This window comes from Pseudoalteromonas sp. KG3 (assembly GCF_030436385.1).
GTDB classification, from domain to species: domain Bacteria; phylum Pseudomonadota; class Gammaproteobacteria; order Enterobacterales; family Alteromonadaceae; genus Pseudoalteromonas; species Pseudoalteromonas prydzensis.
In genome coordinates, this window is the sequence record NZ_CP098523.1 from 894,005 (window position 1) to 909,082 (window position 15,078).

The 15,078-nt window shown below is 40.7% G+C and carries 12 protein-coding genes and 2 pseudogenes; 10 read left to right on the forward strand and 4 right to left on the reverse strand.

Going from position 1 to position 15,078, the window contains the following annotated elements; all coding sequences use genetic code 11:
• Position 1: 1 nt before the first annotated feature.
• The 6 genes from NDQ71_RS04370 to NDQ71_RS04395 all read left to right on the forward strand — a co-directional run bounded on the left by NDQ71_RS04370 (position 2) and on the right by NDQ71_RS04395 (position 6,024).
• Positions 2 to 1,498 carry a DUF3413 domain-containing protein gene (locus tag NDQ71_RS04370; protein WP_064667074.1) on the forward strand — a complete coding sequence of 499 codons (1,497 nt, stop codon included), beginning with the start codon at positions 2 to 4 and terminating at the stop codon, positions 1,496 to 1,498.
• A 73-nt stretch (positions 1,499 to 1,571) separates the two neighbouring features.
• On the forward strand, positions 1,572 to 2,048 hold the full coding sequence (locus tag NDQ71_RS04375; protein WP_192541402.1) for a DUF4124 domain-containing protein: 477 nt from the start codon (positions 1,572 to 1,574) through the stop codon (positions 2,046 to 2,048).
• Between the two features lie 81 nt (positions 2,049 to 2,129).
• Positions 2,130 to 3,842 carry a bifunctional isocitrate dehydrogenase kinase/phosphatase gene (gene aceK, locus NDQ71_RS04380; protein ID WP_301562319.1) on the forward strand — a complete coding sequence of 571 codons (1,713 nt, stop codon included), beginning with the start codon at positions 2,130 to 2,132 and terminating at the stop codon, positions 3,840 to 3,842.
• A gap of 15 nt (positions 3,843 to 3,857) precedes the next feature.
• On the forward strand, positions 3,858 to 4,796 hold the full coding sequence (locus tag NDQ71_RS04385) for a LysR family transcriptional regulator (protein ID WP_301562320.1): 939 nt from the start codon (positions 3,858 to 3,860) through the stop codon (positions 4,794 to 4,796).
• Positions 4,797 to 4,970: 174 nt separating this feature from the next.
• Positions 4,971 to 5,414, forward strand: a complete 444-nt coding sequence (locus NDQ71_RS04390; protein WP_301562321.1) for a PA2169 family four-helix-bundle protein — start codon at positions 4,971 to 4,973, stop codon at positions 5,412 to 5,414.
• Between the two features lie 214 nt (positions 5,415 to 5,628).
• Positions 5,629 to 6,024 (forward strand): biopolymer transporter ExbD, encoded by a 396-nt coding sequence (locus NDQ71_RS04395; RefSeq protein WP_301562322.1) that lies wholly within the window; start codon positions 5,629 to 5,631, stop codon positions 6,022 to 6,024.
• 66 nt (positions 6,025 to 6,090) lie between these two features.
• On the opposite strand, the gene NDQ71_RS04400 is transcribed toward NDQ71_RS04395, so the two are convergent.
• The 4 genes and pseudogenes from NDQ71_RS04400 to NDQ71_RS04415 form a co-directional block, all read right to left on the reverse strand.
• Positions 6,091 to 9,090, reverse strand: a complete 3,000-nt coding sequence (locus tag NDQ71_RS04400) for a TonB-dependent siderophore receptor (RefSeq protein ID WP_301562323.1) — start codon at positions 9,088 to 9,090, stop codon at positions 6,091 to 6,093.
• Between the two features lie 42 nt (positions 9,091 to 9,132).
• The gene (locus tag NDQ71_RS04405; RefSeq protein WP_192541398.1) at positions 9,133 to 10,209 is read right to left on the reverse strand and encodes a FecR family protein; all 1,077 of its coding nucleotides are present in this window, start codon (positions 10,207 to 10,209) and stop codon (positions 9,133 to 9,135) included.
• A complete protein-coding gene (locus NDQ71_RS04410; RefSeq protein WP_192541397.1) occupies positions 10,206 to 10,763 on the reverse strand; it encodes an RNA polymerase sigma factor in 558 nt (185 codons plus the stop codon). Before NDQ71_RS04410 ends, NDQ71_RS04405 begins: the two co-directional genes overlap by 4 nt.
• A gap of 128 nt (positions 10,764 to 10,891) precedes the next feature.
• Positions 10,892 to 11,485: pseudogene (locus NDQ71_RS04415) on the reverse strand (substrate binding domain-containing protein); the annotation flags it as partial.
• On the opposite strand from NDQ71_RS04415, the pseudogene NDQ71_RS04420 reads away from it, so the two are divergent.
• The 4 genes and pseudogenes from NDQ71_RS04420 to NDQ71_RS04435 all read left to right on the forward strand — a co-directional run.
• Positions 11,472 to 12,290, forward strand: a pseudogene (locus NDQ71_RS04420) (efflux RND transporter permease subunit); the annotation flags it as partial. The pseudogenes NDQ71_RS04415 and NDQ71_RS04420 sit on opposite strands and share 14 nt — an antisense overlap.
• Before the next feature lie 120 nt (positions 12,291 to 12,410).
• Entirely contained in the window at positions 12,411 to 13,052 is a 642-nt protein-coding gene (locus NDQ71_RS04425; protein ID WP_064667088.1) for a hypothetical protein, read from the forward strand.
• 68 nt (positions 13,053 to 13,120) lie between these two features.
• Positions 13,121 to 14,176, forward strand: coding sequence for an agmatine/peptidylarginine deiminase (locus NDQ71_RS04430; RefSeq protein ID WP_192541396.1), 1,056 nt, complete (start codon positions 13,121 to 13,123; stop codon positions 14,174 to 14,176).
• Positions 14,173 to 15,066: a carbon-nitrogen hydrolase gene (locus NDQ71_RS04435; protein ID WP_192541395.1), complete on the forward strand. Its 894-nt coding sequence runs from the start codon at positions 14,173 to 14,175 to the stop codon at positions 15,064 to 15,066. Before NDQ71_RS04430 ends, NDQ71_RS04435 begins: the two co-directional genes overlap by 4 nt.
• Positions 15,067 to 15,078 lie beyond the last annotated feature (12 nt).

The window sequence follows — 15,078 nt, forward strand, 5'->3', positions numbered from 1 at the left end:
TATGAATTTATCGCAGCACAATCAATTTTCGTCTAAAGCAAGTCAATTATTAAGTTGGGGGCATTGGTTCACATTCGCCAATATCGGCTTAGTGTTGCTTATAAGTTTAAGCTACTTATTTGCTGACTCTCCGCCAACTAGCTTTATGGGTATTCTTTATATGCTAGTGACTTGGCTTAGCCACACTAGTTTTATTACCTTTATTGCTTTTGTGCTGACGGTATTTCCGCTGAGTTTGATATTTCCTTATCCGCGACATATTCGCGGTATGGCGGCGATCCTCGCCACCTGTGGAGCATCTTTACTGACTCTCGATGCCTATGTCTATTTTAACTTAGGGTATCACTTAAGTAGCTCTGCACTACCTGAAATTATCAGTTTATTGTGGCACCGGTTAACTAGTTCCCCAGCCCTAACCACCTTACTTGCTGGCGGTATTGTCATGCTCATTTTTGCATTTCAATTACTCGCAAGTAACTATACATGGCACCATTTAGCGCGTTTAAAACAGTATAAGTTTGCCCGTTATGCCAGTTCGTTTTTATTAGTGTGTTTTGCACTGAGCCACAGTATTCATATTTGGGCTGATGCTAATTTAAAATTTGATATCACCAAGCAAGATAATGTATTACCGCTGTCTTACCCAACAACGGCTAAAAGTTTGTTGGCAAAAAATGATTTATTAGACATCGAAAGTTATAAGCAAGCTCACAATGTGAAACTTAATACACAAAACATGAATTACCTTGCCCCGGCTCCCCTTGCTCGGTGCGATAACTTTAGTGCTGCAACTATTGATATTTTAGTGTTTAACACTGATGAGGCATTAACAAGTTTTGCTGAACAACATACTAATTTGCATAAAACAGAGCGCTTTTTACAACCGAGTGCTCATCAAGATGCTTTATTTAGCTTAATTTACGGTTTACCTGCGTATTACAAACCAGCATTAATGACAGAGCAAACATTGCCTGTTTGGCAAAGTAATCGTCGCAGTATGAGTATCAATGGCTTTGCTGATTACGACTACATTAATAACGATACAGCCAACAATGCAGCCATTCGTATTATAGAGGCTGATGAAAATACCACGCTTCGTGCAGATGTTACGCAAGTATTTGCATTTAGTTTAGCCAGTACTGAGCAAGGTATTGTTTCAGCCTCGTCATTATATAGCACTGATAAAAAAGTAACCCGGATTGAAGGTTTGATCCAACCAAGTGATTTAATTGCTACCAGTGTCGGGCAATATCTAGGCTGTAAAACTATCGCCCAACAAACGATGTTAGGCGTTAATTTATATGGCAAAAAAGATGATATGGGGGTTAACTATTCGCAAGGCGTTTTTATTGCTTATAAGAAAGACCGTATCACGTTAATTGATTCCGACGGTAATTATAAGAATATTTCTGCTGCACAGGGATTTTCTATCGAGCAAGGTTTAGATATTCCATTTTTAGTGCAGAGTATTAAAAAACTAAAAACCTTTACCCAATAACGCCACTGGCGATTTGCCCTAGTTAGGTTATAGTTTTATATTCAACTATGACCTAACTAGGGAAGGCTGTGTAATGAAACTGTGTGCTCTGTACGTTATTTTTATCAGTTTGCTCCTCGTTGCTGAGCCGGCTGCTTGCGCCGATAAATATTACAAATGCGTTACCGACAAAGGCACTACATTTAGCCAGTTTCCTTGTGGCGGTCAAGCCACAGAGCATAAATTGACCGTATCACCAAATGTTACGCCCTCCAGTGGTAATCATGTCAAACTTCTTAATTCACTTGAACGTGAACAAATTGTTCGCAATCTCAATGCTGAAATTCGTAGCGTAAAACACAAGCTAGCCATTCTAAGCCGCGACCGTGATCGTGCTGAATATATGCAGCAACAACGGCTTAATCGTTTAATGAGTGATGATGAGAGAAAAAGCCTTACAAAAGATATAAAAAAACAAATAAAAGTACTTAATAAAACCTATGCCAAAAATACTAAAGCCGTTAACAAGCAACTCTCCGAATTAGAAAAAAAACTAAAACATTATGATTAAGCTATTGGGTTTTACCAATATTTAGCATACTCTTAACAATTGTAGAGTATATGCTCTATCGTCATTTTGGAGTACCCGTTCATGCAGCCACAAAACATTGCCGAGCTAATTTTAAATGGCTTTAAAAAACATTATAAATTATTTCAGCAGATCACTGCACAAGCCCCTCTCGCATTTGCCAAGCGAGACTGGGCAAAAATGCATGATATTAGCCGCCTGCGAATAACCTATTATGATGAACGGGTAAACGAAACAACCCAGCAATTGCAACAGCACGCCAAGCAACTTGATGAGTCTTTGTGGTTACAAACAAAACAGACCTATCAGCATTTTTTAACCTTTCACCCACAGGCAGAATTGGCTGAAACGTTTTATAATTCAGTATTTTGTCGGTTGTTTCATCGGCGTTATTTTAATAATGATTTTATTTTTGTTAAAGCCACCTTAGCCGATGCGCCTGCGCTTCCTGTTGAAGCCGAATACCGTAGTTATTTTCCTGTTGTAGACGGCTTAAAACCAACAATTCGTAAAATGATTAATCAGTTTGACTTTAAAGCCGATTTTGTGAATTTAGAGCGCGATATACGACTGCTTGTAAAAGCGTTTTACAAACAAGCGCCCGATACACACCACCGTGCATGGCAAATGCGTTTTGATATTTTGCAAACACCTTTTTATCGTAATAAAGCCGCGTATATTGTTGGTCGTGTAGTGTCGCAAAGTGGCGTGCAACCCTTTATTATTGCCGTATTACATCATCAAGATGAAGGTCTTTATTTAGATGCGCTACTGACTAACTCATCACAAATGCGGGTTATTTTTGGTTTTGCCCGCGCCTATTTTATGGTTGAAACTCATGCACCTTCAGCTTTAGTGCGATTCTTAAATCAACTAATGCCCAACAAAACCTTAGCCGAGCTTTACAATGCCATCGGTTTTCATAAACAGGGCAAAACAGAATTCTATCGTGAGTTTTTAACCCATTTACAACGCTCTACTGATGACTTTGTGATTGCCCCTGGCACACCTGGTATGGTGATGATGGTATTTACCCTGCCTTCTTTTGATTATGTGTTTAAAATAATTAAAGATAAGTTTGGTGAGAGCAAACCGTTTGGTCGCGATACAGTACTTAAACGCTACCAATTAGTAAAAAGCCACGACCGTGTTGGCCGTATGGCCGATACTATAGAGTATTCTAACGTCGTATTCCCACTCGCACGTTTTAACGCTACATTACTTGCGCAGCTTAAGGAAACCATTGGCTCATCGATGATCATTGAAGGAGACTTATTGATCATCAAACATATGTATATTGAACGACGGATGACACCGCTCAATTTATACTTAGAGAACGCCAACTACGAGGATGCTGCCGTTGCAATAACAGAATACGGCCAAGCCCTTAAAGAGATGATCGCGGTTAATATATTTCCTGGCGACATGCTGCTTAAAAACTTTGGCGTGAGTAAACATAAGCGCATTATTTTTTACGATTATGATGAAGTGCAATATTTAACAGATATGAACTTCAGAGCGCTGCCTAAAGCAAAAAGCTATGACGACTACTTAACCAATGAGCAAAGCTACTCTGTAGCACCACAGGATGTATTTCCTGAACAATTATGCACTTTTGTAATGCCTAACCAGCGTTATAAGGAAATTTTTACTCAGGCACATCCTGAGTTACTCGATGTAATATTTTGGCAGCAAGCACAACAAAATGTAAGAAAAGGCATTGTTAGTCATATATACCCCTATCCGGCAGCACAGCGATTTATCCACCAGTGGTAAACGAAAGGACACACAATGAATATCAGTAAAATAGATTTAAACTTACTCGTTTATCTCGATACCTTATTACGCGAATGCAATGTTACTCGCGCCGCACATCAACTCAGTATTACACAACCGGCCATGAGTAATGGTTTAAAGCGTTTACGTAATTTATTTAATGATCCAATTTTGGTGCGAACAAGCGACGGAATGGTGCCAACCGAGCGAGCAATTGAATTACAGCCGGTGATCCGCGGTATATTAATGACCCTAGAAGAAACCCTTGCGCCTAATCGCGAGTTTGAAGCTGGTCAAAGTAAGCGAGTATTTCGTATTATGGCCAGCGATTATGCCGCCAGCACGTTAGCGCCTAAACTATTAAGTAAGCTTCATGCAGAAGCGCCCGATACCACTTTAGATATCCTAACTCCTAGTGACGTAACCTTTCATGATGTTGAAAATGGCAAAGTTGATATGGCGATTAACCGCTTTGAAAATTTACCGCAATCGTTCCATCATAAGCGAATTTGGAAAGACAGCTTTTGCTGCTTACTCAAAGCCGACAATCCAATAATCGAAAACTTCAGCTTAGATAGTTATTTAAAAGCCCGTCACATTTGGGTCAGTAAAACAGGTTTTGGGGTAGGTGTTGGCATGGATCCCAAAGATGTGCAAAAGCTAGGCTGGGTAGATGAAGCCCTCGCCCACTTTGGCAAACACCGTAACATTGCTACTTTCACCCGTAATTACCATGTTGCTATTCACTTAGCGAAAGAACAAAATTTAGTTGCGACGTTACCTTCAAAAGCAGCAAACATTTATTTAGACGATGCCGGTTTAAAAATACTTGAGCCACCTTTTCCTATTCCGCCATTTGAACTCGATATGATCTGGAGCCCATTATTACACCGTGACGCAAGTCATATTTGGTTACGGCAGAAAGTGGCTGAAGTAGCCGATGAGTTAAAATAACACTCTTACAAAGTCTGTGTAAAATTTGCTTACTGAGTTTAGCTTAGTAAGCAACCTCCCCCTCAAAAATATATTTTAACCATTAAAATACAACTGGTTATATAAAACCCTCACACTGGAACATAGCTTGCTTTAGTTAATATGAATTTCATTAAACTTAAAGAGGTCATAATTATGAATACCCATCAAGGACAAGACGTTAATCATATCACTGACATTATCCAAGTAATGAACAGCGGCATCGACTTTTATGAAAAAGCCCAAGAGAAAGTCAAAGATCCAGCAATTGGCGCACTTTTTCAACGTATGATAGATGCGCGCAAAGTGAGTGTTGAAAACCTTCAACCCTATGCAATCAATGAGCAAGGAGAACGCGAAGATGGCTCATCATTTGCTGTTGAAGCTCGCCGAGCCTACACTGCACTGATCACTAAATTTAGCTCAGATAACGATCAAACATATGTTAAAGAGCTTGAAGAAGTGGAAGATAAAACACTCTCAGAAATCAAAACAGCGATGAAAAAACCACAGCCCCATGACTGTGAAGCTGCACTGGCTAAAGTATTATTAACCATGCAAAGCTGCCATACCGAGATGAGCCGTATGCAAAAGCATTGATCACTATGCTTAAATCAAAGCCCAGCCAGATGCTGGGCTTTTTTATATCCATAACTATAGTCAAATGATTTTTATAACAAAATAATGCAAAAAATTAATAAAAATAGAATATTTATTTAACCACGGCATAAATTTTATCGTCTAGGCTTATTAATAGGTACCTACTACACCGCTGTGGCGCCGCAGCATTTTATCAAAAAAATAAGGTTCCATTATGAGAAATAAACAACATGTACAACAAGATAACGCAGATGTAGATATGACCCCGATGCTTGATATCGTGTTCATATTATTAATTTTCTTTATAGTTACAACATCGTTTGTAAAACCCGTTGCCATCGAGTTACAACGACCTTTAGATAAACCTAATATTGATAAACTAACTAAAAGCGCGCATTTTAGTATCGACCAAAATAATGCCGTACATTTTGGCGAACGGTTAATTGCGTTAGACCAAGTAGCCACTAACCTCGCCATGTTTGCAGCGAAGTATAAAATATCCGCAGTGCAAATTTCAGCGAACGAAAACAGTACCCATCAAACGTTGATGACAGTAATGAACAACATTAAAGGTTATGAAAACTACCCAATCACTCTAAAATCACTCTAAAATCACTCTAAAACAAAAAAAGGGCCTAACGGCCCTTTAAAGCTAAATAACGTAGGAGAAGTTATTTTAGAATCGGTATTCAGCACCTACATAATAGTAAGCACCGTTAAAGCCAAATGGCGCAGAGCGACGTGAATACTCAAATACCCCAGTAGAACTTACAATGGTATTACCTGCAGCATCCACTATAGTGCCTGCGCGTGAATTACCAATGGTGTTTTTATCTGGGTATACGTCAAATAAGTTGTTAGCACCAATATTCAGTGACAGATTATCAGTAACAAAGTAGTTCACTTTAACATCAGTTAGGATCTCAGCCCCGTAGGTTTGGCGACCACCGTCTTCAACTGTGTATTCACCGTAACGGTTAAGGGATAAGTTCACCGTCCAATCTTCTAAACGATATAGCGCACTTAAGTTAACTCTGTCTTGTGGTTGCCACTCTTCGATGATTGAGGTTTCTTGCGAAGAAAATACATCTTCAACAGGAATTGTCTCAAGGCCGCTGCCTTGTGGGGTAAATAAATCCACGACATCGGTTTCAGTAAAGTTAGCTGCTAAGGTAAAATCAAGCGTGCCGCCTAACCCTTCAGTATTCCAGGTTGCAACAAAATCAATACCTTGCGTTTCAGTGTCGGCCCCATTTAAGAAAAACTGCCCAGCACCTGCACCTGAGCTAACCAGCGCAGCATCTAAGGTGTCTGATAAGCCTTTGCCTAAACGATTACTGATCACAATGCGGTCATCAATATCAATTGAGTAGTAATCTAACGTCACATTAATGTTATCAGTCACGTTATATACAATACCCATACTTAGATTTTGTGATTTCTCTTCTTTGAGTTTTGGAATACCAATACTTTGTGCAAGCGTACTGTCGTTTCTAAACGTACCAACTTCTTCAGCCACTAAAGTCCCATTAGGACCAACCACAAATTGGGTGCTTATATTATTAAAATATAACTGCTGCATCGAAGGTGCTCTAAAGCCGGTACTCACCGCACCACGTAACGATACGTCATCAGTCACAGACCAGTTACCAGCTAACTTAAAGTTTACCGTGTCGCCAAACCCTTTGTAGTTATCATAGCGAAGCGCGCCTGAAATAATAACATCATCAATAATATAGGTTTCAGCATCTAAGTAAAAAGAGATCACATCGCGAGATTCATCCACCGATGACGCTGGTGCAGAGCCACCAAAACCTTGCGTACCACCAGCGGCATTTTCGCTGCCAATGCCACCACTCATACCATCATAAATGTTAACGCCGTTGTTGGTATCGTAATCACGGTATGCGTATTCACTGCCTTCTAAAATACGGTATTCATCAGTACGTAATTCCGCGCCCATAGCAAGCGAGAAATCATCATAATCTTGCGTAAAATCAAGGTTAATGGTTTGCAGTGATAACTCCATGCCATAGGCATACGCTTGGCGAGGAATTGTGGCGCGAATGTCGTCAGCACTTAAACCTTGATCATAACGTAATAGATTAGCGTATGAGCCATTGATAGTGTCACTGGTGGTGTAATCGATGCTGTTTTCACCATAGGTGTATGACAAATCAAGGCTTGAGCTGTTATCAAACTCTTTTTTAAAGCCAAAGTTATAAGAAACATCATCAATGGTGGTATTAATTTTTGGTAAGAATCCCATTGGGATCACAGCATCACCGTCTTGTAATACTGGGTTACCGCCGCCATTGGCATTTTCACGGAAAAACGCGGCTGACTCATTATCTCGAGTTGAGTAAGTAATAAAACCATATAACTCGCCACCTGCTAGTTCATATCCCGAATTCACAGTTAAAGCAAATTGTTGCGAGTCTGCATCGCCAATTCTAAATGTATCACGTGGTGCAGTCAGCTCACGAGGATCGCCCGCTAATAGCGTACCATCAGAAAGCTCTGTACAGCCATAAAATTGGCAAGAGCCATGTAAACCTGCGCGATTTGTTGGCGCACGGTCGCGGTAATTGATTGTGGTATTTAAATAACCGTCATCACCTAACGCAAAGCCTTTATTAAAATCAACAGTAACGGTTTCGCCATCACCTTCAGAATATTGACCATAATTAACCGCGGCTTTCCCACCTTCATCAGCGTCTTTTAAAACAATGTTGATAACGCCCGCAATCGCATCCGAGCCATATTGCGCAGCCGCACCATCACGTAGCACTTCGATACGCTTGATTGCAGCAGCTGGGATCGCATTCATATCTGTACCTGCAGTACCACGCCCTACAGATGTGTTGATATGGATAATACTGGCTTGGTGACGGCGCTTACCATTAATAAGTACTAAGGTTTGATCGGGACCTAACCCACGCAACGTAGCTGGACGCAGTGCATCGGTGCCATCACTGATCGCTGAGCTTGAAAAGTTAAAAGAAGGTGCAATAGCTTGTAGCATACGACCCACTTCTGTTTGCCCGGTATTTTCCAGTGCTTCTGCACTTAAAATATCAACAGGCACAGGTAAATCTTCAACTGACCGCCCTGCTACGCGGCTACCGACGATGGCAATTTTTTCAATGTTTTCCTGCGCGGCTTGTTCTTGTGCGTTTGCCACTTGACTGTTAGTTGCCATTAAAAGTGGTAAAACAGCGGCACTGACCCCTGAAAGCTTTCTCATGTTGTTATCATTCCTATTGATTTGTTTGAGTTTTATACTCAGTAAACCATTTTGATCAACAACCGCATCGAGTTCAGTCTGTTTTAGCATATTGCTAAGCGCTTCTAACTGAGTGTAATAACCATACACTGATTGAGCTTGGTATTGCTTGGCTAAATCAAACGAAAAAACCACCGTTTGTTCTGTTTGTTTGGCAAATTCAATCAGTGCTAGGTCTGCTCGCTGCGCTTTTATGTCAAATTGTATCATTTGTGATTCAGCCGCTGCACTTTGTACATTAAAACTTAATGCAAGCGGTGCGACGGCTAAACAGCCACAAAGTGAATACGTTTGGTTACTGCGCAACTTATATAAACAGTTGAGAAAGAATAATCCGCTATGTAATTTTATCTTTTTATTAATTATTTTATTACTTTTTGCTTTTACCATTGTAACTTCTGACACTTTTAATCAAAGAGTAAGCCAAAAAGATCAGCTATTATCGGACTGTTTTAGACTCACAATATGCTCACCTAACCGTTCATGCTCAATGGCTAAATTTAATCGTAAACTATCAAGCAACCCGACAATATCCCCAGCCTTAAAAACACCCGCTACCTTTAGTGAAGCTAAACTAGGATCTGCTAATTCAAAGCGTGTTGCGGTATAACGACTCACTTCTTGTAAAGCGTCGCTAAGCGGTTCACCATTAAAAATTAACATCCCTTGTTGCCATGCTAAATCGCGTTGTACATCGTCTTGCGTCAAACGCGTAATTGGTTTTGTTATACTTTCTTTTATCAATGCTTTTTCACCAGAGATGACAATACTGGCATTAATATTTTTAACTTTTGCGGTATCGTTACTGGCGTTTTGCAATTGTACAAAATCATCCGCATTTACAGCGACAGAAGGGTCAGTGATCATTACTTTACCTTCTGTGACTACTAATTCTAAATCAGATGCCGCATTACGTTGTACATTAAATACTGTGCCTAACGCTGTGAATGACTTATCTCCTGCCATCACAGTAAAAGGGCGAGCGGCATCTTTGGCAACGTTAAAACGTCCTTCACCACGACTTAAAATTAATTGGCGACGGTTATTTGTATACGCCACTTCTAATAAACTATTAGTATTAAGTTGCACTATTGTACTGTCAGGTAATACAAACGTGGCTTGCTCACCCACTTTAGTACGATAAATCTTGCTGTATTTTGCTTGTTCATGAGGTGCACTTGGCCAATGCTCAATAGCAATAAACATAAAGCTGGCAATCAGTAAGGCTGCAAATACACTTGCCGCAATAGAGAAATTAGCTGTTCTTTGCACAGGCTTGTTTATGCCATGCTTATTGGGGAATAAACTGCTTAGCTCATTTAATACGCTCAATTCGTCCCATATTTGGGCTAATTCGAATACCGCATCTTGATGGGCTTTATTTTCTTGCACCCAAAGCTGAAACTCGTGGCGCTCTTGCGCTGATAAGCCTCGATCCATGGCACTGATCCAACGACTCGCTTTTGCTTGAATGGCGTCTTTAGACGAAAACTGATGAATATTAGTCATTTTCCCACCCTCCTGGCAGGTTTGATTGTGTGATTGTGCTGCTCATCCAACTGTTCATGCTGCTGCATATAGTGCATCGACTGTAACAAACCTTTAGCGATATGTTTTTCAACCGTACTTTCACTTAACTTCATATGCGCTGCAATTTCTTTTTGGCTCATGCAATACACTTTCTTTAATATAAAACATTTTCGTACTGGCTGACTTAATTGCTCAGTGGCACGACAAAATAATAAGAAACGCTCTTTTGAGGTTACTTCATCCTCTAATTGCATTGATTTCAACAACTGTTGATAATCATCCGAGGTGTCTAATGAGTCACAATGTTGATTATCCCATTTTGCAATATGATTAAGCGCTAAATGCTTAGCGGTTTTTAACATATAGCTACGAGCATACTTAATATCTTGTTTTAAATCAGCCTGATAGCTTTTAACAAAAGTTTCTTGTACGATATCTTCTACATCATCTGGTTGTACAATACGCGAAACAAATCGACGTAACTGCGAAGACAATTCTAGAAATGTAGTGGATAATGCAAGCTTTCGCGTCATTACTGACTGTACCTTTGTTATTATTATTACGCTAAGAGTACGAGTTTTGACGACAATTACAAGCGCGATTGTTAATTTTGTGGTTATTAGCGCTGTTTCACTCACAAAACACTTACACTATTTTCTTTTTAAGCTGTAGGTAGGTTAAATAACGACTTCATAAACTCATAAAAGACTTCCGTTTTTCGTGTGGGTAAACTGTTTTGCGGTTTTAAAAACCAAACTGGCGCATCATTATCAGCTAATACCCCTGGTAACACTTCGATTAACTGCCCAGTCGCCAACTCTTCAGAAATCGCTAATTTAGATTTAATTGCAATACCATGACCTGCAATAGCTGCTTGAGTCATATTATCTGAATTTGAAATAGTAAAACGCGTTTTCGCATTAAAGTTAACCAAGGTTTGATTATCAGCTTTTAATTTTAGCTGGCGCTGCCAAGGTAAACATACCCAATAATGTTGTGCTAACTCAGCTAGGTTATTCGGCATACCGTATTTTGCTACGTAGCTTGGCGCAACACATAAAATACGATAATTATTCACGACCTTACGAGAAAGCAGTGCTGAGTCATTCAGTTTACCTACGCGAATAGCCACATCCTGTGCATCATCGACTACATTGACAAAATTATCTGAAATCAAAAAATCTAATTTTAAATCAGGATATTGCTCCTCAAACGCAATCAGTTTAGGCATCACGTATTTTGAAAACAGCCAAGGTACTATGGTGCCCATGTCGGCGTTTACTAACATAGAATACAGCCGCGGACCAGAAAGCCTGAACCGTTATAACAACCTGCCAGCGGTTAAATTGCTCGGTAACGCCGCACCGGGTTACAGCTCTGGTCAAGCAATTGCTGAGGTAGAGCGTATTGCGAAAGCCGTCTTACCACCGGATATGACTTATGATTGGACCGGCTCTGCGTATCAAGAAAAGCGCAGCTCAGGCACCACAGGCATTGCCTTAGGCCTTGCGGTGATCATGGTATTTTTGATCCTTGCAGCACTTTACGAGCGTTGGTCTTTACCATTATCGGTGATGTTGGCCCTGCCATTTGGTACCTTTGGCGCGTTGGTGTCAATCTGGTTAGTCGGCATGACCAATGATGTCTACTTCCAAATCGGCTTAGTGACTTTACTTGGCTTAGCCAGTAAGAACGCCATCTTGATTGTTGAATACGCCTTGATGAAACACCAGCAAGGTTGGAGCGCAAGCGCTGCAGCACTTGAAGCTGCCCGCCTACGGTTTAGACCAATTATTATGACCTCGTTGGCGTTTATTTTAGGTGTAGTGCCTTTGGTTATCAGTTCTGGCGCCGGTGCTGGCGCACGTCATAGTGTTGGTACTGGGGTTATGGGCGGGATGATGGCTGCAACATTCCTAGCAGTATTTTTTGTGCCTCTGTTCTTTTACTGGCTGACAGAGCGTAAATTAACAGAGCAACGCTCCCGTGCAGATTTAGCGGATGAAATCGCAGCTCACCATAAACGAGAGCATGTCGATACTCAAGAAGGTAATGTTTAATTACTTACAACAAAAATATAAGGGCAAACAGTAGTTTGCCCTTTTTTATGGCAACTTGATAACTAGCAATTTTATGTTGTCAGCGCTACTATATTAATTCGTGCGTCGAGGAGCCTAATTATGAACAGTGAAAAATTAACCGAGTTTGAGCAGTACTTTCAAATAGATGAAAGTAACCGAGTCAATTTATTTGCCGTAGATGATAACAAGGTGCCGACAACGTTAGCGCAATTAGAAGCCGATATTCCCCCGTTATTTAAACTCGCCAATGAAGTGAGTGAACTCGAACAAAGCTCTCTCAGACCACTGCGTAACTTAGGTGATGTGGCACAAGAACTCGCGGTGTTTTTACAAGCACAATCGCGCAAAATTGACTTGATAATGAGCCATATTTTAGCTTCAGAACAACCTGAAGATAACGCTATGTATTGTGATAGCTACGGCGGTGGCGGTGTAAAATTAACCGATACAAAAGCTTACTCAATTGGCCAAGCATTTCGCACAAAACTGTTTTTACAACACGAAGCGTCTGCAATTTATTGTTATACCGAAGTGGTGGCTGTTAATAAAATTGACGATGAACATTACCAATACACCTTACTATTTAAAGCTATTCGCGACACTGATCAAGAACTTGTCGTGCGTGCCAGTTTGCATGCACAAACTCGACAGCTTAAGAAGCGCCAACAACAGCAAGCTGATGAACAATCTTTTGAACAATTGAAAACCGACGAAGAAACACCGACAAAGCCTGAACAATAACCATGAAAAAGCTGACATATGCGGCTGAAATGCTAAACTAGCCACACCTTTGTTTGTTTATTAAATTCATGAACTTTAGACTATTACCCGAATGGGCTGAGCAAGACGCTGTTATGCTCACTTGGCCTCACCAAGCCACTGATTGGTGCGACAACTTAACCGCTGTAGAGCCGGTCTATGTGCAACTATGTCAACACATCTGCGACGTTCAGCAATTAGTGATCATCGCTCATGATGAAGCATTAAAAACCTACATAAGCCAGTTGTTAACTCAAAATAAAGTTGATTTAAGCCGTGTGCATTTTGTGGTGACACCGTGTAACGATACATGGGCCCGCGATCATGGGCCACTGACCTGTGCTGCATTAGAAGATAGCAAGCAACTAAAAATCGTTGATTTTACCTTTAATGGCTGGGGTAATAAATTTACCAGTGATTTAGATAACCAGATCAATGCAGTACTGGTTGAGCAACTTGCCGATCCTGCTAATCAATATCAAGCCCTCAACTTAGTGTTAGAAGGCGGTGGCGTTGAGATTGATCAACACGGTGTATTATTGACCACCAGTGAATGTTTACTCAATCCAAATCGTAATCCTGATCTAAGCCAGCAAGACATTGAACAGTGCCTGCGTGACCACCTTGGCGCAAGCGACTTTTTATGGGTTGATCACGGCTATTTAGCCGGTGACGATACCGATAGTCATATCGACACTTTAGTGCGCTTTGCTCCCAACGATACCTTAGTGTATGTAAAATGTGATGACAAAAGTGATGAGCACTTCAGTGCTCTCAATGCTATGGAAAAACAGTTACAAGGTTTTAAAACAACTACAGGTAAACCATATACCTTAATTGCTTTACCTTGGCCTAAAGCCGTCTTTAATGATGATGGCGACAGATTACCTGCTACCTACGCAAACTATTTAATCATCAATGGTGCAGTGCTAGTCCCAACTTATGCGGATGAGAACGATAGTTTAGCGCTTGCGCAAATTCAGTTAGCATACCCTGAACATCAAATTATAGGCGTTAACTGCCTACCTATTATTCATCAATTTGGTAGTTTACACTGCATTACTATGCAATTACCCCGTGGATTTTTAGCTGGAGCATCATTATGAGCAGCCCTGCAAATTTAACCGTTGCCTTAGTGCAGCAAAGTAACACTGATAATGCCGAGCAAAACATGGCGAAATCAATTGCCGGTATTCGCGATGCGGCAAGCCAAGGTGCGCAACTTGTGGTGTTACAAGAGTTACATCGCAGCCTTTACTTTTGCCAAACCGAAGACGTGGATGTATTTGATTTAGCGGAAACCATCCCAGGACCAAGTAGTGATGTACTTGGTGAATTAGCGAAAGAGTTAGGCATTGTTATTGTCGCCTCGTTATTTGAAAAACGTGCCACAGGCCTGTATCACAATACTGCGGTAGTACTTGAAAAAGACGGCACTATTGCTGGTAAATACCGTAAAATGCATATCCCTGACGATCCAGGTTTTTATGAAAAATTTTACTTCACACCAGGTGATTTGGGTTTTGAACCTATTCAGACCTCGGTAGGCAAACTGGGTGTACTGGTTTGTTGGGATCAATGGTTTCCAGAAGCTGCACGTCTTATGGCGATGGCGGGTGCTGAATTATTAATTTACCCAACTGCTATTGGTTGGGATCCCCGAGATGATGAAGGTGAGCAAACTCGCCAAAAAGATGCCTGGGTGATTTCACAACGTGCGCACGCAGTTGCCAATGGTGTACCTGTTATTAGCTGTAATCGTGTTGGTCATGAAAGTGATCCAAGTGGTCAAAGTGACGGTATTCAATTTTGGGGGAACTCATTTATTGCCGGTCCCCAAGGTGAGCTGCTAGCAGAAGCGAATAACACTGATGAGCAATTGTTACTGGTTGAACTTGATCAAAAGCGCTCTGAAAATGTTAGACGAATTTGGCCGTATTTACGCGACCGTCGTATTGATCATTACCAAGATTTAACCAAAATATATCGCGATTAAGAATAAATTAGC

Coding starts and splice junctions, on each gene's coding strand:
- NDQ71_RS04370 (WP_064667074.1), top strand. CDS start 2: ATGAATTTATCGCAGCACAATCAATTTTCGTCTAAAGCAAGTCAATTA.
- NDQ71_RS04375 (WP_192541402.1), top strand. CDS start 1,572: ATGAAACTGTGTGCTCTGTACGTTATTTTTATCAGTTTGCTCCTCGTT.
- aceK (WP_301562319.1), top strand. CDS start 2,130: ATGCAGCCACAAAACATTGCCGAGCTAATTTTAAATGGCTTTAAAAAA.
- NDQ71_RS04385 (WP_301562320.1), top strand. CDS start 3,858: ATGAATATCAGTAAAATAGATTTAAACTTACTCGTTTATCTCGATACC.
- NDQ71_RS04390 (WP_301562321.1), top strand. CDS start 4,971: ATGAATACCCATCAAGGACAAGACGTTAATCATATCACTGACATTATC.
- NDQ71_RS04395 (WP_301562322.1), top strand. CDS start 5,629: ATGAGAAATAAACAACATGTACAACAAGATAACGCAGATGTAGATATG.
- NDQ71_RS04400 (WP_301562323.1), bottom strand. CDS start 9,090: ATGGTAAAAGCAAAAAGTAATAAAATAATTAATAAAAAGATAAAATTA.
- NDQ71_RS04405 (WP_192541398.1), bottom strand. CDS start 10,209: ATGACTAATATTCATCAGTTTTCGTCTAAAGACGCCATTCAAGCAAAA.
- NDQ71_RS04410 (WP_192541397.1), bottom strand. CDS start 10,763: ATGACGCGAAAGCTTGCATTATCCACTACATTTCTAGAATTGTCTTCG.
- NDQ71_RS04425 (WP_064667088.1), top strand. CDS start 12,411: ATGAACAGTGAAAAATTAACCGAGTTTGAGCAGTACTTTCAAATAGAT.
- NDQ71_RS04430 (WP_192541396.1), top strand. CDS start 13,121: ATGAACTTTAGACTATTACCCGAATGGGCTGAGCAAGACGCTGTTATG.
- NDQ71_RS04435 (WP_192541395.1), top strand. CDS start 14,173: ATGAGCAGCCCTGCAAATTTAACCGTTGCCTTAGTGCAGCAAAGTAAC.